The 19,755-nt window shown below is 69.8% G+C and carries 18 protein-coding genes and 1 pseudogene; 7 read left to right on the top strand and 12 right to left on the bottom strand.

Translation table 11 applies throughout. From position 1 onward, the window contains the following. Nucleotides 1-12 precede the first annotated feature (12 nt). The 3 genes from GR130_RS27630 to GR130_RS27620 all read right to left on the bottom strand — a co-directional run bounded on the left by GR130_RS27630 (nt 13) and on the right by GR130_RS27620 (nt 3,123). Nucleotides 13-957 (bottom strand): Gfo/Idh/MocA family protein, encoded by a 945-nt coding sequence (locus GR130_RS27630; protein ID WP_159507219.1) that lies wholly within the window; start codon nt 955-957, stop codon nt 13-15. Between the two features lie 104 nt (nt 958-1,061). Continuing rightward, a complete protein-coding gene (locus tag GR130_RS27625) occupies nt 1,062-1,889 on the bottom strand; it encodes a VOC family protein (protein WP_159507218.1) in 828 nt (275 codons plus the stop codon). A 247-nt stretch (nt 1,890-2,136) separates the two neighbouring features. Further along, the gene (locus GR130_RS27620; RefSeq protein ID WP_236573553.1) at nt 2,137-3,123 is read right to left on the bottom strand and encodes an MFS transporter; all 987 of its coding nucleotides are present in this window, start codon (nt 3,121-3,123) and stop codon (nt 2,137-2,139) included. Nucleotides 3,124-3,266: 143 nt separating this feature from the next. On the opposite strand from GR130_RS27620, the gene GR130_RS27615 reads away from it, so the two are divergent. From GR130_RS27615 to GR130_RS27605, 3 genes are all read left to right on the top strand, one after another. After that, nucleotides 3,267-3,848, top strand: coding sequence for a hypothetical protein (locus GR130_RS27615; RefSeq protein WP_159507217.1), 582 nt, complete (start codon nt 3,267-3,269; stop codon nt 3,846-3,848). A gap of 334 nt (nt 3,849-4,182) precedes the next feature. Next, on the top strand, nt 4,183-4,473 hold the full coding sequence (locus GR130_RS27610; protein ID WP_159507216.1) for a hypothetical protein: 291 nt from the start codon (nt 4,183-4,185) through the stop codon (nt 4,471-4,473). A gap of 384 nt (nt 4,474-4,857) precedes the next feature. Next, the gene (locus GR130_RS27605) at nt 4,858-6,249 is read left to right on the top strand and encodes a DUF2254 domain-containing protein (RefSeq protein ID WP_201305018.1); all 1,392 of its coding nucleotides are present in this window, start codon (nt 4,858-4,860) and stop codon (nt 6,247-6,249) included. A gap of 366 nt (nt 6,250-6,615) precedes the next feature. Here GR130_RS27605 and GR130_RS27600 read toward each other — a convergent pair whose 3' ends face one another. Next, nucleotides 6,616-8,874 (bottom strand): MMPL family transporter, encoded by a 2,259-nt coding sequence (locus GR130_RS27600; protein ID WP_159507215.1) that lies wholly within the window; start codon nt 8,872-8,874, stop codon nt 6,616-6,618. Nucleotides 8,875-9,480: 606 nt separating this feature from the next. On the opposite strand from GR130_RS27600, the gene GR130_RS27595 reads away from it, so the two are divergent. After that, nucleotides 9,481-10,650: a serine hydrolase domain-containing protein gene (locus tag GR130_RS27595; RefSeq protein ID WP_159510259.1), complete on the top strand. Its 1,170-nt coding sequence runs from the start codon at nt 9,481-9,483 to the stop codon at nt 10,648-10,650. 846 nt (nt 10,651-11,496) lie between these two features. Here GR130_RS27595 and GR130_RS27590 read toward each other — a convergent pair. After that, complete coding sequence (locus GR130_RS27590) at nt 11,497-11,886, bottom strand: phage minor capsid protein (protein WP_159507214.1); 390 nt, start codon at nt 11,884-11,886, stop codon at nt 11,497-11,499. Nucleotides 11,887-12,086: 200 nt separating this feature from the next. On the opposite strand from GR130_RS27590, the gene GR130_RS41435 reads away from it, so the two are divergent. Beyond that, the gene (locus tag GR130_RS41435) at nt 12,087-12,209 is read left to right on the top strand and encodes a hypothetical protein (protein ID WP_268977939.1); all 123 of its coding nucleotides are present in this window, start codon (nt 12,087-12,089) and stop codon (nt 12,207-12,209) included. A gap of 69 nt (nt 12,210-12,278) precedes the next feature. Here GR130_RS41435 and GR130_RS27585 read toward each other — a convergent pair whose 3' ends face one another. Then, on the bottom strand, nt 12,279-12,524 hold the full coding sequence (locus GR130_RS27585; protein WP_159507213.1) for a cold-shock protein: 246 nt from the start codon (nt 12,522-12,524) through the stop codon (nt 12,279-12,281). 216 nt (nt 12,525-12,740) lie between these two features. Here GR130_RS27585 and GR130_RS27580 point away from each other — a divergent pair. Further along, a pseudogene (locus GR130_RS27580) lies at nt 12,741-13,416 on the top strand (GbsR/MarR family transcriptional regulator); the annotation flags it as partial. A gap of 582 nt (nt 13,417-13,998) precedes the next feature. On the opposite strand, the gene GR130_RS27575 reads toward GR130_RS27580, so the two are convergent. Continuing rightward, nucleotides 13,999-14,529, bottom strand: a complete 531-nt coding sequence (locus GR130_RS27575) for a universal stress protein (RefSeq protein WP_159507212.1) — start codon at nt 14,527-14,529, stop codon at nt 13,999-14,001. 624 nt (nt 14,530-15,153) lie between these two features. Here GR130_RS27575 and GR130_RS27570 point away from each other — a divergent pair. After that, on the top strand, nt 15,154-15,792 hold the full coding sequence (locus GR130_RS27570; RefSeq protein ID WP_236573549.1) for a GNAT family N-acetyltransferase: 639 nt from the start codon (nt 15,154-15,156) through the stop codon (nt 15,790-15,792). Nucleotides 15,793-15,932: 140 nt separating this feature from the next. Here GR130_RS27570 and GR130_RS27565 read toward each other — a convergent pair whose 3' ends face one another. From GR130_RS27565 to GR130_RS27550, 5 genes are all read right to left on the bottom strand, one after another. Further along, nucleotides 15,933-16,709 (bottom strand): GNAT family N-acetyltransferase, encoded by a 777-nt coding sequence (locus GR130_RS27565; RefSeq protein ID WP_159507211.1) that lies wholly within the window; start codon nt 16,707-16,709, stop codon nt 15,933-15,935. Nucleotides 16,710-16,776: 67 nt separating this feature from the next. Next, nucleotides 16,777-16,854: a 50S ribosomal protein bL37 gene (locus tag GR130_RS42065; protein WP_397911949.1), complete on the bottom strand. Its 78-nt coding sequence runs from the start codon at nt 16,852-16,854 to the stop codon at nt 16,777-16,779. Nucleotides 16,855-16,917: 63 nt separating this feature from the next. After that, entirely contained in the window at nt 16,918-17,727 is an 810-nt protein-coding gene (locus GR130_RS27560) for an SDR family NAD(P)-dependent oxidoreductase (protein WP_159507210.1), read from the bottom strand. A 315-nt stretch (nt 17,728-18,042) separates the two neighbouring features. Continuing rightward, nucleotides 18,043-18,318: a hypothetical protein gene (locus tag GR130_RS27555; protein ID WP_159507209.1), complete on the bottom strand. Its 276-nt coding sequence runs from the start codon at nt 18,316-18,318 to the stop codon at nt 18,043-18,045. Nucleotides 18,319-18,756: 438 nt separating this feature from the next. Then, nucleotides 18,757-19,719, bottom strand: a complete 963-nt coding sequence (locus GR130_RS27550) for a hypothetical protein (protein WP_159507208.1) — start codon at nt 19,717-19,719, stop codon at nt 18,757-18,759. Nucleotides 19,720-19,755 lie beyond the last annotated feature (36 nt).

The raw sequence follows: 19,755 nt of genomic DNA, 5'->3' as shown, positions 1-19,755 counted from the left end.
TCGCTTGCTCTCCTACGTGTTGCCGTTGATGCGGTGGTCGATGTCGAGGGTGAGCTGGAGCGCGTCCAGCACGGTGGCCGGTGCGATCTCGTTGTCGGCCTCGCCGCGCAGGCAGGCCAGGACGTGGTCGATCATCGCGGCGTACTGGTCGGCGGGCGGCAGGTCCAGCTCACGGACGGCTTCGCCGGTGCAGGCGGTGAGCGTGCCGCTCGGTTTGCCGTCGAAACCCATCGACGACACGGCCTCCAGCACGCCGTCGCTGAAGGTGGCCGTGTATCCGCCGCGGGCGCCCCACGACATGGGCATCAGCGAGGAGACCGAGTCGCGGGCGAACGCGCCGTCGAAGCTCAGGGTCGCCTCGATCGCGGCGCTGTCGGCGTCGCGGGCGACAGTGGTGACGTCGACGCTGTGTGGCCGGCCGAGGGTGCGCGTGACGATGTCCATATCGCTGTGCATGGCCTCCAACGGCAGCGTCCCCAGGCCCAGCGAGACGCCCGGCCACAGGTGCGCGGTCCGGTTCGACAGCGTCAGCTGCTCAAGGCGGCCGTACGTGCCGTCGCGGACGGCGTCGAACAGCGCCCGGTTGGCCGGGATGAACCGCTCGAACATGTCCACGAACACCTGCCTGCCGCTGCGTTCGGCGGCCTCGACCACGCGCCGGGCGTCGTCCATGGCGCCGGCCAGCGGCAGCTCGACCAGCGCGTGCTTGTCCGCGTCCAGCGCCCGCAGCACGTACTCGGCGTGCAGGGGCAACGGCAGGCAGATGTCCACCAGGTCGAAGTCGCCCTCGAATGCCTGGTCCATGTCGGTGGACGAGGCGAACCCGAACTTCCCCGCGGCTTCGGCGGTCTTGTCCGGGTTCCGGCCGAACATCACCACCTCGACCTCCCCGCGGCGCGCGGCGTACACGGCGGCGTGTGCCTGCCCGAAACCGGTGCCGAGCAACGCGATCTTCATGACTGTCTCCTGCTTCTTGCGGATGGCTTCCGTATGGCTTGGGTGCGGATTGCGTGCGACTTGCCTGCGGATTGCCTGGGCACCGGATCGACGGCTGCGCGCAGTCAGTCGGCCTGCGGTGCGGTGGGCGCGGAGAACAGGCCGAAGCGGTTGCCGCGCGGGTCGATGATCCGGGAGTACACCAGTCCGTCGGGGTTGGTGTCCGGGCCGAACTCGACGGCGGCGCCCAGCTCGGCCGCCTTGGTGGTGACGGCGGGTACGTCGCTGACCAGGAAGTCGGGCATCAGGTAGTCGACGCCGTCCGCGCCGAGGTCGTACATGCCGCCCGACGGCCACTGGTTGCCGGTGAAGACGTTGTGGTACCGCTTGCCCCCGGCGGTGTCGTCGAAGACGAACCGCCAACCGAACGCCTTGCCGTAGAAGTCCCGTGTCGCCTCGGCGTCGGTGGTGCCGACCTCGAACCAGGCATAGGAGCCGGGCACCGGCTTGCCCACCATCTCCTTCATCTGCTCCTGCCCCTGCTCGGCGAACTCCTTGAGCCGCTCGGGCGTCTGGTTGTTCTGGAACAGCGAGAACACATTGCCCCGAGGATCGGCCATCCGCGCGAAAGTGGTCACATCCGATACCCGGGTGGCCGGGACGATCACCCGGGCGCCCAGCTTCTCCAGCCGCTCCTGGTCGGCGGCGACGTCCGCAGAGACGATCGAGACGTTCAGCGCCTCCTCGGGGCTGTAGGCGTTGTCGTAGATCGCGCCCATGGGGAAGGCCATGCCCGGCGCCATGATGCGCGTGTAGGTGACCCCGCCCACTGACGAGTCCGGGTCGACGGCGAAGCCCCAGCCGAGCAGCGCGCCGTAGAAGTCCTTGACTGCCTGGTCATCAGCGGTGCTGATCTCGAACCAGACGACGTTTCCCGGGTCCATGAAGCCCATGACGGCTCCTCCTTCTCCAAAAGATCTTCAACGGGGGTCTTCGAGCAGGTCTTCGGCAGGTGTGTCGTGCGGTCGCACATCCGCCGCCCACCGCCGCATTCGGTGGGTGCCCGGCGGGCGGAGCCGCGTGGCCGCAGTCTCCGATCGCCACTCCGTCCGACACCTCGACGCTAGATGTCCAATAGGTCAGCGGATGTCCCATTGGGCGACCGCGTCGCCTTCGCGGTGCCGTAGCACCGCTCCGCTCCTACGTCAGCGGACGAGCGCGGCATCGTGATCCGGCCGCTCCGTCGTCTGCCCCTCGGCCTGCGAGCCGCCGACGGCGTTCGCGTCCCTGTGCCCGGCCCTGCACGGCACCGCGTACAGCAGCGCGAACGCGGCGAGGAAGGCGGCGGCGACGTACGGCAGGGTGTGCGCCCAGCCCGCCCGAAAAGCTCCTGCGGGAGAACAACGAGAGCACCACCAGCGGCGAGCCGCCACGGGCGATCACCTGGCGCTCGTAGACGACGAACAGCGCCAGCACCGGCACCGAGGCCACCAGCATCACGTACGTCCACACCGGCCAGCCCAGCTCGCGCCCCTGGATCAGCGGCAGGACGAGGAAGAGCAGCCCCGTCGCGGACAGCAGCATGCCGCCCACATCGAGCCCGGCCGCGTGCCCGTCCCTGGTCTCGCGGATCAGCATCGCGCCGGCGATCAGACCGGCCACGCCCAGCGGCAGGTTGACCAGGAAGATCGGCCGCCAGCCCAGCCCGAACACATCGCCCTCGACCAGCAGCGCACTGACCAGCGGCCCAGCCAGCACGCCCAGCGAGCTGACCGCCCCGAAGATCCCGAAGACCTTGCCGCGCTCCTCCTTCGGGAAGGAGACATGGATGATCGACAACACCTGGGGCACCATCAGCGCGGCCGCCCCACCCTGCGCGATCCGGCCCGCCAGCAGCGCCTCGGGGGAACCGGCGACCGCGCACACCAGCGAGGTGAGAGTGAACCCGGCGACCCCGGCGAGAAAGACCCGCTTGCGACCGTAGAGATCGCCCAACCGCCCGCCGGTGATCAGCCCCAGCGCGAAGGCGAGCGCATAGCCGCCGACCACCCACTGGATCTGAGAGGTCGACGCCCCTGTGTCCGCCTGGATGTGGGGCACCGCGATATTGACCACCGTCACGTCCACCGCGTCCATGAACGTCGCAACGAGGAGCACGATCAGCGCCACCCAACGGCGAGGATCCACCACACCCTGTGAGGACCCGACCAACGGATCGACAACCGACGCTTGCGCACCACTTTGATGAGTTTTGTTCTCCGGCATGCCTTCGACGCTAGGGACCCAATAGGTCACCCAATGACCTCGGAGAGCCGGGCAGCCTGAAGGGCATGACCACCGACCTGCCGCCCGCCTGGGTGCGCCTCCCCTTCGACGACGAGGAGGCCGTCGCTCTCGCCGCCGCCCTGTGCGCCGCCGCAACGGGCGCCTCCAGCCTGACCGGCATCGACGAGACCGCCGTCCGCGCCATGGCCAAACTCGAACAGATCCTGCCCACCCACCTGCGCGACCAGGTCTCCGCCGTCCAAAAGTCCACCGTCTCAATGTCGTTCGACGGCCCGTCGAAGGTCGATCTCGCCGCGCTGACCACTCTCGCCGCCGCCTGCCGCGACCACGAGATCCCCACCCGCTACTCCGCCCAGGCCACCGTCCCGTCCGACACCGAGACCGTCCGCACCCGCACCGGCGCCTTCCCCTCCCGCGTCCACTCCCTCGACAACCGCACGTGCACCATCGACCCCTCCGCCGATGACCCGCTCCACATCGCCGCCGGAATCCTCACCCTGGGCCCCGGAGCCACCCTGCACGGCACGCCCGAACTTGCCCCGCACATGGAAGAGTTCGCTCACCGGCTCGCTCACGCAGCCCGCGCCCTCGCCCAGTCCGACGACGAGTGCGAGGCGGACCGGTGACCGCCACCGATCCGCAACCCACCCTCTTCCCGGCCTCCGCCGTAAGCCCCGAACCACCCCCATCACCGGACTTCCACGGCATCACCCTCCACGAGATCCAGCCCCGCATCCTCCTCAACCGCATGCCCGGCGCCACCCCCAACGGCCTGGGCTGGACCCTCAACCCCTACCGCGGCTGCACCCACGCCTGCACCTACTGCTTCGCCCGCGACGGCAACCACCACCTCGGCACAACACCGGCGAAGACTTCCAGGCCCACCTCCACGTCAAGACCAACGCCGCCAGTGTCCTCCACGGCGAACTGCGCACCGGCAAGACCGGCGACCAGTGGGTCATGGTCGGCACCTCCACCGACTGCTACCAACGCGCCGAAGGCCGCTACGAGTTGATGCCCGGCATCCTGCGCGCCCTCATCGACTACCGCGTCCCCTTCACCACGACCACCAAGTCCGCCCTCCTCCACCGCGACATCCCCCTGTACGCCGAAGACGCCCGCGTGACCGACGTCCTGGTCATGACCTCGCTCGACTCGCTCAGCACATGGCCGACCACGAAGCCGTTGCCCACCTCGGCCATGGCGACGATGGAGCGGTGGAAGCCCAGGTCCGCGGCAGCGCGGCGTTGAGCCCGCTCCGTCGGCTGAGACGGTTGCGGCCCTGAACCGCGTGCTGCGTCTGCCGGACGCGGGACTTGGGTCCGCCCGGTCAGAGCGCGTGAGTACCACAGCGCAGTGCCGTCCGGTCGGGACGTCCTCCGAGATAGGCCTGAGAAGGTCCTGGACCCACTGCGCGAGGCATCTACTAGGGCATATAGGGCAATCTACCTAAAGCAAATGCCCTCTGAGTGGCCTGGGAATGAGCTGGCGAAGTGGATTCCTCCACCGCTCGCGGACCCCTCCGGATACCAGGGCCGCAGGCTGCCGTCGTACGATCGAGGCAGGTGAGCCGGGAAGTCTGGTCGGCGCTTTTGTCCGTCGAGCCCCGGAGGCATTGGTGCAATCTTCCCTGTCGTGCTGCTCTGCCGAACGCAGCGGACCACTCGGGTGCGGGTTCTGATGCGCGGCGGCGCGTATCTGGAGGCCGACTGGCGGCGGGAGACGCTGCGGACCAACCTGTGGTTCGTACCCGCTGCCGTGGTGCTCGCCGCTGCGGGACTCTTCGCCGCCACCTACAGCTTCGACCGCGCCGTCTACAGCGGGCGTGCCGCGCTGCCCTCCTGGGTGATCTCCGGCCACGCCGACGAGGCACGCCAGATCCTGTCGACGATGGCCGCCGCGATCATCACCGTCGTCGGTCTGGTCTTCTCCATCACGATCGTGGCGCTGACGCTGGCCTCCACCCAGTTCGGACCGCGCATGCTGCGCAACTTCATCCGGGACCGCGGGACGCAGCTGACCCTGGGCACGTTCGTGGCCACGTTCTTCTACACCGTGGTCGTGCTGGTCGTGATCAGCCCGGGTCCGCACGGTGACTTCGTGCCCCATCTTTCCGTCACCGTCGCGCTGGGACTGACCCTGGTCGACCTCGCGGTCCTGATCTACTTCATCAACCACATCGCCACGAGCATCCAGCTGCCGCAGGTGATCGCCGGTATCGCGCGCGACCTGTCCGGGGCGATCGAGGCCCAGGGGGGCGAGGACCCCGCCGCGCCCGTCAACCGGGAGTGCGGGCCCTCCTGGGAGGAACTCCTGGTCAAGATCGACGAGTCCGGCACGGTGATCCGCACTCCGCACAGCGGGTATCTGCAGTTCATCCGGCATGAGCGACTGGTCAGGATCGCCGCCGACGCCGACGCCGTCATCCACCTGCCCTACCGGCCGGGGCACTTCCTGGTCAAGGGCCATCCGCTGGCTGCCGTGTGGCCGGCCGAGGCAGCGGCCCAAGTGGAACACGAGCTCGCCCGAGGACAGGTCACAGGCCCTTACCGGACACTGACCCAGGACGTCTCGTTCGGCGTGGACCAGCTCGTCGAGATCGCCATCCGCGCACTGTCCCCGGCGGTCAACGACACCTTCACCGCCATGACCTGCATCGACTGGCTCGGCGACTGCCATTGCCGCATCACCACGGGCTGGCACCCGCGCCGGGTACGGCGGGACCCGAATGGATGGGTGCGGCTGATCGCCTACCAGGCGGACTACGAGCGACTCATCGCGCGGTCCTTCGAGAAGGTCCGGCAGGCCGGAGTGGGCATGCCGGCGGTCATGATCCGGCAGCTCGACGCCCTGTCCAAGATCATGGAGCAGACCCTGGAAGCAGAGCGCCGCCAGGTGCTGATGGACCAGGCGGACATGATCCAGCGGGCGTGCGACGACACCGTGCGGGAGGACAACGACCGCCGCGATGTGCTGGTCCGCTACCAGGCCTTGCAGGCGCAGATGAAGGCCGGTCCCCGCCGGTGACCGGGGGCGCGGCCGACCACGGCCGTGACGTCCCGGCAACCGTCAGCCGTCGCCACCGCACTCGGTTCGCACTCCGAACGGGTTCGTACATCACCGAGGAAGGCGGTCCGGTCTGGGGGATGGCTCTGGAGACGGGCGGGTCGTGAGCGGGTCCGGGGGCTCGGTGGGGTTCAGCGCCGGTTCGGCTGGAGAGGTGCTCCGTTCGCTGCGCGGTAGCGGCTGACGAGCGCCACGGCCAGGGCGCCCTCGCCGACACCAGAGGCCACGCGTTTGACTTGCAGGGATGTACGTCATGGGGAGGCGCCCCCGAACAGCCTGGGCCAGTTCGGGGGCGTCATGGTGGTGCCGTTCGGCTCGGCGGGGGAGTCAGCCGACCAGGGCGCGTTCCCGCGGTGAGTGCGGCGCGGGGGCGGCGGCGTTCTGGTCGAGCTTCTCGCCCTCGACGTCCACTCGGGGCAGGATCCGGTCCAGCCACTTCGGCAGCCACCAGGCGGACCGGCCGAGCAGGGCGAAGAGTGCGGGCACGAGTGCCATGCGGACGATGAAGGCGTCGAAGAGGACGGCGATCGCGAGGGCGAAGCCGATCATCTTGATGAAGTCGTTGTCCTCCATGATGAAGCCGGAGAAGACGCTCGTCATGATGACCGCTGCCGCGGCGACGACCCGGCCGCCGTGCCGGAAGCCGTCGACGACCGCCTCGGCGGGGCGTGCCCCGTGGGCGTACGACTCACGCATCCGGCTTACCAGGAACACCTCGTAGTCCATGGCGAGGCCGAAGACCACGCCGATCATGAAGATCGGCATCGTGCTCATGATCGGGCCGGTCTGCTCGATGCCGAGGACGTCCGCGAGCCAGCCCCACTGGAAGATTGCCACGACGGCGCCGAGGGCCGCGGTCACCGAGAGCAGGAAGCCGAGGGACGCCTTGAGCGGGACCAGGAGGGAGCGGAAGACCACCATCAGGAGCAGGAAGGCGAGGCCGACGACCAGGCCGAGGTAGGGCAGGAGTGCGTCGTCGAGGGTCTGGGAGAAGTCGATGAACATGGCCGTCTGGCCGGTCACGAGGATCCGGGGCGCGGTGCTTCGCTCCAAGTCATGGGCGGTGGCTCGCAGTTCGTGGACCAGCTGCTCGGTCTTGTGCTCGGTCGGTCCGGTCTTCGGGATGATGTTGAGGATCGCGGTGTCGTCCGCCTTGTTGGCGGTGGCCGGGGAGACCGAGGCCACGCCGTCCGTGGTGCGGAGGGCCGCGCCGACCTTGTCGCCGGCGGCCTTGGCGTCGTTCGCCTGCACGGTGACCATCAGCGGTCCGTTGAACCCGGGGCCGAAGGACTGAGAGAGCATGTCGTACGCCTTGCGCTGAGTGGTCTTCGTCGACATCGAACCCTCGCCGGGCAGCCCGAGTTGCAGGCTCGCGGCCGGTACGGCGACCGTGCCGAGGCCGACCACGCCGACGAGCAGCACGGCGACGGGGTGGCGCAGCACGTAACTCGCCCAGCGGGTGCCGAGGTTGGGCCTGCCGCGCTTGGTCGACCTGGCGGCGTGCTCGGCGGCCTTGCGCTGCCGGCGCTCCGACAGCGGCTTGACGGCGTACTGGAGGCGGCCCCTGCGGGCCATCACCTTGACCGGTGCGAGGCCCAGCAGGGCGGGGACCAGGGTGATCGCGACGAGCACGGCGACCGCGACGGTGCCGGCCGCGGCCAGACCCATCTTGGTGAGCATCGGGACGTTGACGACGGCCAGTCCGGCGAGGGCCACGATGACCGTCAGCCCCGCGAAGACCACCGCCGAACCCGCGGTGCCGACGGCCCGGCCCGCGGCCTCTTCGGGGGCGCGCCCCTCGACCCGCTCGGCCCGGAACCGGGACACGATGAACAGCGCGTAGTCGATGCCGACCGCGAGGCCGATCATCATCGCGAGCGTCGAGGTGGTGCCGGACAGGCCGAGGGTGGAGCCGAGCGCGGCGATACCGGAAATCCCGACCCCGACGCCGATCAGCGCGGTGATCAGCGGCATTCCGGCCGCGATCATCGAGCCGAAGGTCAGGACGAGAACGATCGCGGAGACCAGGATGCCGACCTTCTCGCCGGTGCCGCCCATCGCCTGGTCGACCTTCACTGCGTCACCGCCGGCCTCGACGGTCAGGCCCGCCTTGCGGGCCCTCTTGACGGCGGCGTCCAGCGCGTCGTGCGCCTTGTCACTGACCTTCAACGCGGGGACCTTGTACGTCACCACCGTGTAGGCGGTCGTTCCGTCCTTGCTGATGCTGACCGCGGGGGTCCTGTACGGGTCGGCGGCGGCCACCACCTGCGGGGATGATGTGCCCAACCCGGCGACGAGCCTGCCGACTTCGGCCCGCTGCCCGGCGTCGGTGATCTTCTGGCCCTCGGGCGCCCGGACGACGACCCGGGCGCTGGAGCCATCGGCACGCGCGTCCGGGAACTTCTTCGTCAGCAGGTCGAAGGCTTCTTGCGACTGGGTGCCCGGCATCGAGAACGTATCGGCGGGCGGTGGCGGAGCGGAGGCGGCGGCGAAGCCCATGCCGACGAATATCAACAGCCAGAGCAGCAGTGTCACCCCCCGGCGGCGAAAGGCGAGGCGGCCGAGTCTGGAAAGGAACGTAGCCACGCTGGGGCTCCCGTCAGGTCGGTTCGGGCGGTGTGTGTAGGCGGTCGGGTCGGGCCGAGTCGGCGCTTCTGGCGCCTGGGCAGCGCGGTATGACGCCGTGATGGCGCATGACTGGTCCTTGCCCGGTGCACGATTGACGCTGCGGGAACAATGCGGGCCTGATCTCTTGTGGCCGCAAGTCCGCAAGGGGAGTGCTGCGGCCCTCGCGCCTCGCCATCATGGCACATGCGTGGCGCCATCGCGAGTCAATGTGGCGCCATGTCTTGTTGAGGGTGTCGTCTCCCTCTCGTGGATCCTCGTTGGTGTTGATGTCCTGGCCTGCTCGCCCTTCGATTCTCCGGCCTGCTGGCGGGTCGAGGCGGTCGTCGATGCGCATACCGCTCGGTGGTCACTCCTTCTCGGGTGTGGTGGCTGCGCTTTGCCCGTCCTGTGCGATCCTTGCGCCAAGCTGAGCCGTAATGGCTTGTGTCGGCGTCATGGATGTGCCATGTTGGCGCCGTGGTGACACGCAACGACATTCTCGGCGCGGCCGAGCAGGAGGTTCCAGGAATGACCAGGGGCTCCAAGAACAACGGGGGCCGGATGCCGCGGGGCTCCCGGCGGTTAGTGCTCACGGCGTTGGCGGCCACGCTGCTGGCCGGTGTGGCTGTGCCCGCAGTGGCCACCGCGGGTAGCACGGCCGTGCCGAAGGCTGCTGGCGGGCAGAAGCGCCCGGAGCTGCAGAAGGCCATCCAGGCGATGGTCGATTCCGGTCTGGCCGGGGTGCAGATGCGCGTGCACGATCAGCGGGGTGAGTGGGTCGGTAGCGCCGGGGTGAGCAAGCTGGACGAGACCGCCAAGCCGCCGACCGACGGGTACTTCCGGATGGGCAGCGCCACCAAGACGTTCACCGCGACCCTGGTGCTGCAACTGGTGGCCGAGGGCAAGATCGGGCTGGACAGCCCGGCGGCCGACTACCTGCCCCAGTTCGGGCTGGACCCGCGGATCACCGTGCGGATGCTGCTGCAGCACACCAGCGCGTTGTTCGACTACACCGGCGAGCACTATCCCGACGGGAAGGTCGTGCCGGGGATCCCCTGGCAGGGCAAGGAGTGGGTGGACAACCGGTTCCACACCTACCAGCCGGAAGAGCTGGTGCGGTTCTCGTTGTCCAAGCCGGCGCGGTTCGCACCGGGCACGAACTGGAGCTACTCCAACACCAACTACGTGCTGGCCAGGCTGCTGATCGAGAAGATCACCGGCCACTCGTACACCGAAGAGATCAAGCGGCGGATCGTGCGACCGCTCAATCTGCAGCACACCCTGGCGCCCGGCACCTCGCCGGAGATCCCCGAACCCCACGCCCACAGCTACTACCGCTACCAGGACGCCGGGCAGCAGAAGACGGTCGACGTCACCCGCCAGAACCCCTCCTGGATCTCCAGCGCCGGCGAGATGATCTCGACCACCCAGGACCTCCACACGTTCTTCTCCGCACTGCTCGGCGGGAAACTGCTCCCGCCCGCGCTGCTCGCCGAGATGCGCAAGCCGCACTCGACGACCGTCCCGAAGATGGGCTACGGCCTCGGGTTGCAGGTGCAGAAGGCGGACTGCGGCAGCACCGTCCTCTTCCACGACGGCGGCGTCCAGGGCGCCGGAACGCTGATGTACAGCACGCCCGACGGCAGCAGGACCATGGAGGCCGCGGTGAACTACGTGGACGGCGTGAACGCCCCGGTGGGCGCCTACCAGAAGGAGGTGCAGAAGCTCGTCAACACGGTGTTCTGCGGCAGGTAGGCCGGACCGGCTGACGCGCCCCAGCCAGCTCGGTCGACGGAGCCGAGCGCCGTGGACCCGTATGCCTTGAGCCGGTGCCCCTTCTGATCGTGCATCAGGCCGAGCGGTGAACTGGGTCATGCCCAGCTCGGCCAGTCGGTCCACGCGCGCGCACGCCCGGCCGAGCAGGCAGAACAGGCAGAGCAGGCAGAACAAGGACGATGCCCCTGTTGGGGAGCGCTCATGACGCATCCCACCGCGTTTCTCCGTCCCGTTGGGCTCTTGCCGATCACGCGCTTCGGCCTCTTCGTCCTGCTCACAGCGCTCCCGCTCCGTCCGGCGCTGACGCCCGGTGGAGACATCAACGCCCGCGTGTCACCTCCGCCCAAGGCAGGGTGACGGGCAGTACGTCAGTCCCGTCGGGCGTCCTTCCACGGAGGCGAGACGCTCAAGACCGAGAGTCTCGGCCCGGCTCCGCTTGACTGGTCCGGCGGTGAGCGGGTGAACGTGGGTGTACCGGAGCAACGGTCCGTATCGGCCGGGGAGTTGGAGGCCAACGCCCTGCGTTCGGCGCCGAAATGTGCGCAGCGCCGTCGGGGCCCCGGTTGATGTCGCGCCCAAAGGCTCCCCACTCGTCGAGGTCGGGGCGCCGCTCGTCCAGCCGGAGCGAGCCGAGCAGCTGGTCGAGCGCGGTCCGGTCGGCGACGTAGTCGGCAAGCGTCCCACCCACAGTGGCCCGCGGCGGGGCACGGGGTACCGCCGTTCCAACTCGGCAGCAACACGCCGATGGTCGCGCTCGACGAGAACATCCGTGCTGATCACCGCGCCGAGCTGCTCGTCGCTCATCTCGCGCAGCGTGGCGTCGTCTCAGCCGCGCACATGGGCAGCCTCGACAGCGTCCTGCGGTGGGCGGGGCGCGGTGCTGGGAAGGTTCCCGGCGCCAGACTGCTCGCGGTACCGCTGACGGAACAACTCGGGGTGAGCGGCGAGGTGTTCGGGCTGTTTCTTCTGCCACTGCCGCACCGTGGCCTCGACCGCGCGCTTGCCCTCAGGCGTGGTCGAGGCCGCGGCGCGGTTCTTCCACTTCCGGATGCCGCGCTCGATGGCGCGCTGCTTCTGCGCGGCCTCGTAGCCGTAGGGGGCGGTGGAGTGCTCGGCCGGAGCCCGGGTCACCCCTGGCAGGTCGGCACTGGTGCTGTGCCGGCAGTTGGGATGTTGGAACCCGTGACGGCTAGCTTCGTCGAGGGAGCAGCCCACCTGCACGCAGACTGTGCGGCCGTCCTCGACGGCGTGCTGCTTTCAGCGATGCGGCGGGAGTCCCCAGTCTTCTGGGGCGCCGAGTTCGGCAAGCCCGGCGCGGGCGCCGGTGTTGTACGCCTCGGCGACCACGTCGAACACTTCACGTTCCATGGCTGTACCGAGGGCGTCAACGACCTGTTGCGCGGCGCAGTGGCTGGATGTCGGCGAGTTTGACGGTGGCCCAGCCGGGTGCCTGCCTCATAACCCGCGGCGAGCTGATGCGCGATGATGCCGAGCAGTCGCTGCTCGGTATCGGCGTACAGGCTCCGGACTCCGACTGACAGATCCTCCACCATGGCGGGGTGAACGGGCGTCTCCGCTCACCCCCCGGATGTTGCCGGACGCGCAGGTCAGTCGTGGTGGGCGGCTCCTGGGGAGCGCCTGACGATGCTCAAGTGTTCCGCGTGCCAGCCGCGTTCGTCTTCCACAGGCACGTAGGTCACCCGCAAACCCTCGACGACAAAGGTTCCGTCCTCGATGGCATCGCGGTCCACCCTCACCTCGCGGCCGTCGTCCCCGTCGATGTACCCGACGCCCCGGACTTGGTTGTACCAACGAACCACGCCACTGACTCTGTCGGCCACTATCGCCTCCAACTCTGTTGTTTACGCAAGCCATCAATTGTCACATGGGGCCATTCCCACCCCGGCGTGGCATGCACCCTGGTCAGACGTATTAACTCCACCACAGCCCCCGATCATGCTGGCAAGGCTTCGGCGAGCCGGGCGCGGACGGTGGCGACACGGGCGAGTGCAGTTCGCATGCCCGGAGTCCTTCCAACACGGCCCGTGCCCCGGTGTTGTGCGCCTCGGCGACCGACCTCGACGATCACGCGCGAGGTGATGCGCAACGGCGGCCCCATCGAATACCGCGCCGACCTCGCGCACCGGGCCACCGAACGCCGCGCCCGACGGCGTAGGCAGGCCGCCCCCCGGCGGGCCGCAGGCGTCCCCCCAGCCCCATGGACGCGACGCCGAGGTGGTGCGCGCGTACGAGGAGACGTTCACCGCCGTCCTCATTCAAACGGGCATGCCCAAGATGATGTCCTGGGTGCTGGTATGCCTCTACACCACCGACGCGGGCAGTCTCACTGCGGCCGAACTCGTCCAGCGCATCCATGTCAGCCCGGGGTCGACCTCCAGGGCGATCGCGTTCCTGAAGGGGCAGGGCCTGGTCCGGCGGGAACGCGACGGGCGTCCCCGCGAGCGCTACGTCACCGACGACGACGTCTGGTACCAGGCGATGATCGCCGACGCCCGCGGCACCGCCCACCTCGCCGGAACCGCGCGCCAGGGTGTCGGCGCCCTCGGCCCCGGTACCCCGGCCGACGCCCGACCCGAACGCATCGCCCGCTTCGTCGACTTCGTCTCGGAGAACATCGCCCGCGCCGCGGAGCAGGCACGCGACATCCTCCACACGAAACCCGAAACGACCTCGGACGCGGCTGGGCCGGGAGTCGCTGACGGAGGTCGGCTCCTTCGGCCGTGATCGAGCCGGCAGCGGATGCCGACTCGGCGGAGGGAGCCTGGTGCTGGGCCTGGGCGCAGACGCTGTCGCAGCCGGCGCCGCCCGGGCTCACGGCCGCGTTCGCCCAGGGGATGTGGCACCGGGGGGCACGGCCTGGGGGGCGGTGAAGGTGGCCCGGGAATGGAAAACGGGGCGAAGCTGCCAACGCGACGTGCGGGGCACTCACCGCGTCCCCTGCAGGCGGGCGGCCAACGTGACCGACACCGAGCCATGATGATCCAAGAAACCTTCGACTGGCAGCTAACCCATCGTCACCACACGCCAGTTGTGACGAAGTTGGGCGGACGAGTCGCGCTCAGACTGACGAACTGACCAGCTCTTTAACTTCCGTGAGGGTCCGTGCCGCATACCGTGACGGTATGGCGGATTCCAGAAATGCAGCCCTGGCTGCCTGGATGACGGCGCCGGTCCGGACCCGGGACATGCCGCCGGGGTTGCCGACAAAGTGGCCGAGGCGGCCGGAATCCGCTCGACGGGGGAATCCCGATGTGGCCTCAACGGGCGAGGTGAGGCAGCGCCACGCGCACCGAAGCGGGACGGAGGTCAGCCCACCAACTCCCTGATATCGATGGGACGTTGCCAGATGTTGCGGCGATGAACGGCATCGAGCGCGTGATGCAGGGGCGAGGGAGGCACCGCCAGCACCGGACAGCCGGCGCGGGCGACACAGTAGCGGGCGACGGACGGCCGCAGCGCCCGGCGCAGCCGGCCGCGGGCTCCGGCACCGATCACCAGGAGATCGTCGGTCCGATCCGCGACCACCGTCAGGACCTTCCTCGGTTCGCCGCGTACGACCAGGGTCTCCATCGGCACCCCGGGCCCAGCACTGCCGAAGGCGGCGTCGAGCGCTTCCAGCAGCCGCTCACACGCCATCCGGCGCCAAGCGGCCAACGATGCGGGGCATGGCCCGCCGCGGGTGGGGACGTCGCCACCCGGCGGCTCCCAGGCCAGTACGGCCCACAGCTCGGCTCCGGTACGACGGGCCTCCGCCGCAGCCCTGTGCAGCGCCGTGAGGCTTCCGAGCGAACCGCTCACACCGGCCACGACGCGCCGCTCTGCGCCGGATCCGCTCATCGAGCCATGCTCCTTGTTCCATGCCACGTTCATGTCGTCTTCATCGAAATCCCCCTGGCGGATCGATGGAGATTTGTTGGCGCTTCCCTGACGCGGGGAGGGGAGGCTCTGACGGATCCCTGACGAGACCGGCAGCCCTCCGATGACTCGGCGACACCGGCAACAGCACCGGGCTCGGACCGGGCTTCGCGCTCTCCCAGGGCCTCACGGAGGCAAGGGGACCCTCAGACGTAGGAGATCCGTTCCGCACCACGCACTCGGCGTCAACCTTCGGGTGCCGACGACCGGACGTCGCGCTTGCGGCGGAGTCGCCAGAAGCCGAGAAGGGCCAGCACCACGTGGGCGCCAAGAGCGCCCGCCGAGCGGTTGACGCAGATCGGTCCGGTCGACGAGACGGGAACCCCGCGCCGGCCCCCAGGCCAACACCGCCTTCACCGACCCCACCCACCTGATGCGCGTCCTTCGGCGAGGCCGGCGAAGGATCCAGTACCGCAGCGCCTTCCTCGACGGATGCCGTGCCGCCACCGGACTCGACATGCCGACAGCACGCCTTCGACCTCATAGCCCAGCGGCACGCGCCCCCGGCTGATCAGTGGGCCCGGAACAGGACTACCGTGTCGCCCCGTGAACACGGGCACAGCACAGCAGTTGCCGGATCTCGCCAGGGCCTGGGTGGCGGGCTGGACCGTCTCCCGGCGAACACCCCCGCCGGTGGAGGAAACCTGGGGCCTCCGCGTCGATGTCGGCCTCCCGAACCACACAACCCGCCACGTGCTGATTGACACCGACGAGGTGACCGTCCGCACCGTGGCCTGCAGCACCGGCGCACCCGGCACCCGAATAAAGGCGTTGATGCCCTTGGAGACGCTGGTCTCGTGGATCGGCGCGGCCTGGGTCCCGGACAGCCAGAACCCCGCCTTTCTGCTGGCTGCCGATCTGCAACCGGGCACGGAACAACCTCCCTGCGGCTACCGTGTCACGACCGAAACGCACGAGGCCGTCACCTGCGTACGGGTCCTCAGCCACGACGGGTACCCCGCCGCACGCGGACAGATCGCGGCCACCGGCGAGACCGCGGTCGTCGACCGGGTCAAGACCGATCCCGCCCACCGGCGCCGGGGGCTGGGCACACTGGTGATGCACACGCTGGCGAACGCCGCGACGGCGCGCGGCGCCACGGCGGGCGTGCTCGCAGCGAGCATGGACGGCCGGGCGCTTTACGAGGCCCTGGGATGGCCGTTCTCTCTCCGCTCGCCGGAGTGATCTACAAGCCGGTCCGCACCTGACGCACAGCGCCCGGGAACCGGGACAGTTCGTGGCCGCCATTGAGGACCTTCGCCGACGCGAGGGTGGTGAGGGGGATGCGGCGTGTCTTCAAAAGGACTCCTCGACGTCGGTGGTGCTCAGGCAGCAAGCCCTGCGACGGGGCGGGCGGGCCGCCCGGTGCGGTAGTGGACGTACTCGTGCTCGAGGCGGAAGCCGGCCGTCCAGGCGAGGAGCCGGCTGGGGCGGTTGTCGCGGGAGCAGGTCCAGCTGGGGGTGTGGCCGCGGGCGGCGATGTCCTGGCACAGGGCGGCGACACAGGCCAGTGCGAGGCGCTGGCGGCGGTGTTCGGGGACAGTGAGACAGGCGATGTCCTCGTATGCGCTGCCGCGGAAGTACGTGCAGGCCATCGCGAGCACACGGTCCTTCGCGAAGGCCGCCCAGCCGTGACCGGAGGCGGCGAGGCCGGCTGAGCCGCCCCAACTGGCGTGAATCCAGGCCGACTCGGGTCCCAGCGCGGCAACCGCGGGAGCATCCGCGGCCGTCAACCGACGCACCGTCACCCCGCGGGACGGGCGCGGCGGCAACACGGGAACGCGGTGGACGTACCCCATGCGCTCCCACGGCACGAGGCCGTCGAACGCGGAGCTCAGCAGGGGGAGGAAGCGGGCCGGCGCCTGGACGTAGTGCGCGGCGAACGGGGCGAGCGCGAGCGGGGCCAAGGCGGTTGGTTCGCCGCGGAGCAGCAGGTGGTCGGCGCAGGCCACCGCGACGGCTCGGGGGGCGACGGGACGGTCGGTCCACCAGCGACCGGCTCCCGGGGTCAGCGCGTGTTCGGCCAGGGCCTTCGTCCCAGGGGGCCCGGCAGTGAACCAGTGGGACACAGCGGTGGCTTGTGTGGGGGAGAGCTCGATCACGGGGGGCTCCTTGTGGTGCTCGCGGGGTGCACGGGCGGGGCGGCTGAGCGCCGCCCCACCCGGTGATTCAGCTCTGACCGGCCTTGCTGCCGTGGTTGGCCTTCTTCTTACGGCGGGCCTTCTTCTTGCGGGCGCGCTTGGACATGGGACGTATGTGCCTTTCGTTTTACGGGAGTCCGCCTGATGGCGCCTCAGCCGGTGGTGTGGCTCAGGCGTGCTGGCCGACGAGCTGGTCGGCGAGTTTGCTGAGGCGCCTGACGGTGCGGTCCCCGGTGGCGGCGGGCGCCGGCTCGACGCGCTTGTCGCGGTCGTAGTAGGCGCCGTTGATGACATCGATGGCCGGGTTGCACAGCCGGACCACATGGGCCGCGCCCTGTGCCGCGGTGCTGCCCTCGATGCCGTAGAGGGACAGCAGGTCCGTCTCGCAGACGCCCGGGTGGACGGAGACCGCCGTGACCCGGGGGTCGGCGGCGAAGACGGTGAGCGCGAGCTGCGACTGGGCGTAGGCGGCGAGCCGGGAGTAGCGGCGGGCGCGCTGGGGGTCGCTCCACTGGATGGAGGCGGTGCGGTGCAGCGAGGAGGAGACGTTGACGACGCGTCCGCCGGGCTCACGGGCAAGGGCCGGTTCCAGGAGGCAGGTCAGCAGGTAGTGGGAGAGGAAGTTGACCTGGAGGGCGATCTCGTTGCCGTCGGGGGTGAGGGTGTGGCGCTCGGGGGCGGCGGTGGCGGCGTTGTTGACCAGGACGTCCAGCCGCGGGTGGTCGGCGAGGACGCGGCGGGCCATCGTCTCGACCTCCTCAAGACGCGTGAAGTCCGCGCAGAACGCGCACAGTTGCGAGGCGTTGATGCCCGCGGTGGCGACGAGCCGGTCGGTGGCTGCCTGCGCTGCCTCGGCGGTGCGGCCGTGCACGAGGACGGTGGCCCCGCGTTCGGCAAGCTGTCGGGCGGTTTCGAAGCCGATGCCGGAGGTGGCACCGGTCACCAGGACGGTACGGGAGGAAAGGTCGAAGACGGACATGATCCATTCACGGGAAGAGGGCAGAAGGGGTCGAGTGCGCCAGATTGGCCGCTCAGGGCCATGGCGTACGGGTGCACAAAGAGGCGGGGCGCCCGATGAGGTCAGGGCGCCCCGTCCGAATGCGGAAGACGTCTCAGCGTGAGGCGGAGGTCTCCGGGCAGCGCGGCGCACGACACGGGGCCGCCGGATGAGGCGGTCGGTCGAGAAGGAGCCAGGCGCTGTTCACAGCTCCATCAAATTCCGCCCGGCACCCGCCTTCAAGAGGGCCGCAATGCTTTTGACACACCCCTGATGAGCCGGGCTTCCCGGACACCCTCACCGCCCCGCCGGGGTGCTCGGTTCACGGACGTGCGCCGGTTGCGCTTCGCGGCCGCCACCGTCACAGCGGTCCCGGCGAGGTGCGGCGGAAGACTCGCGGCGAATCGCCCGGTGGCGCTCGCGACGCAGCTTGCTGTCGGTGTAGCTGCCGGTGGGGTCGGTAGTGGCGAGGTTCTCGGCCATGTCGCCGGCCCGGGAAGCACGCACCCGCCCGTCGAATTCCGGTGCGATCAGTTCCCCAGGGTCCCGCGCCACCTTCACGTGGTCGCCCACCCGGTCATCGTCGCCGCAGCCGACGGCGTCGGTCGCCGCCTTGGCGGAACTCCCGTAGTGGACCGTGCAGTCGCGCCCGTACGCGCACCGACTCGGTGCGGGACCTCATCCGGTGTGACCCCCACGGCTTCGTCCTGACCGGCCCCGACTGCCTTGACCCGAAGCGGCTCCGTCGCCCCACCTTCCTGGCCCCTGGAACGCGCCCCGCTCCTCCTCGAAACCAGCGTCCCCGGAGTGTTCGTGGCCGGCGACGTCCGCGCCCAGTCGATCAAACGCTTCGCCTCGGGCGTGGGCGAGCGTGCGATGGCGGTCACGCTCATCCACTGCCACCGCGCGGCGAGCGGAGCCCAGCCACGACCGAACCGGCGGTGAGTCCGGCCGCAACCTGGCCTACCTCCGCCGCCTCGCGGCCCTCGTCCCGGACATGGCAGGCGTCCCTCAGCCGTGTATGCCGTATCGGGCGTTCCAGTCACCGTCCTCCTGCGCCACCCTCAGCGGCACGCGCCTGCTGCCCATGACCGCGAAGGCGAGCATGGCCGCCCTCAGGGGCTCGGGGGCGGCGGGCATGGGGGCACAGACCGCGGATCGGCGGCCGGGTTCGAGGACGACAAGGCCGACGGTCTCGCCGAGCGGTCCTACGGCCTCGTGCGCACCCGCCCAGGAGCCTTTGGCGGGACGGAGAACGCCCAGCTGGATCCCCTGGCCGTCGAAGATGTCCACGTGGGTTGCCCGGCCGTCCGTCTTGCTGAGCACGGCGAGGGGCACCGTAGGCATCGACCCAGGGGCGAAGACCACGGTGTCCACGGGCACCCGGAGGGTGAGGCCGCGCTGCAGCCGGTACCGGAGCCCGTCCGGCTCCACCACATCGGTGACCAGCGCCGAGGGGCGGAATCCCGGGCCCGGATGGCCACTGCGCAGGACAGCCCGGGTAACGCCGGCCCGGTCGGTCAGCGTCGTGTCGGACACCAGCTGCGTGCCCGGTGCGGCAGTCCTCAGGAGTCGCAGCCCGACTCGGCGGCGCCACAGCCGCCCCAGCAGCACCCGAGCCCCAGGAACTACCACCGCCAGCAGAGTCAGCACACCGGGTAGGAAGGCAATGGCCGGCGGGTTCCCGGGACGGTGGTCGATGACGCCCCCGGCACCGACCCGTACGGGGATGCTCTCTCCCTCCGTGTCGGTCTGGCCCACCTCAATCCCGCCGCTGCCCCGGCGACCGTCGGGCAGGACCCAGTCGGCCCGGCACATCTGGGTCCCCTTGGACATATGACAGTGCGCCAGGGTCGCGGTGGCCCGGTCGCCGCCGAAATAGGTCCCCAGCCGGATTCCGGCATAGATGTTGAGACCCAGCGCCAGCAGCACCACCAACGCCGACCAGCAGCCGAGACGCCATATCCCCCGCACGCCGCCACCCTACGGAGCCCACAGTGGGACAGCCGG

The organism is Streptomyces sp. GS7 (assembly GCF_009834125.1).
In the GTDB taxonomy this organism is placed as follows: domain Bacteria; phylum Actinomycetota; class Actinomycetes; order Streptomycetales; family Streptomycetaceae; genus Streptomyces.
The sequence above is the reverse complement of the archived record's forward strand: the minus strand, read 5'-3'. Positions and strand labels throughout refer to the sequence as shown.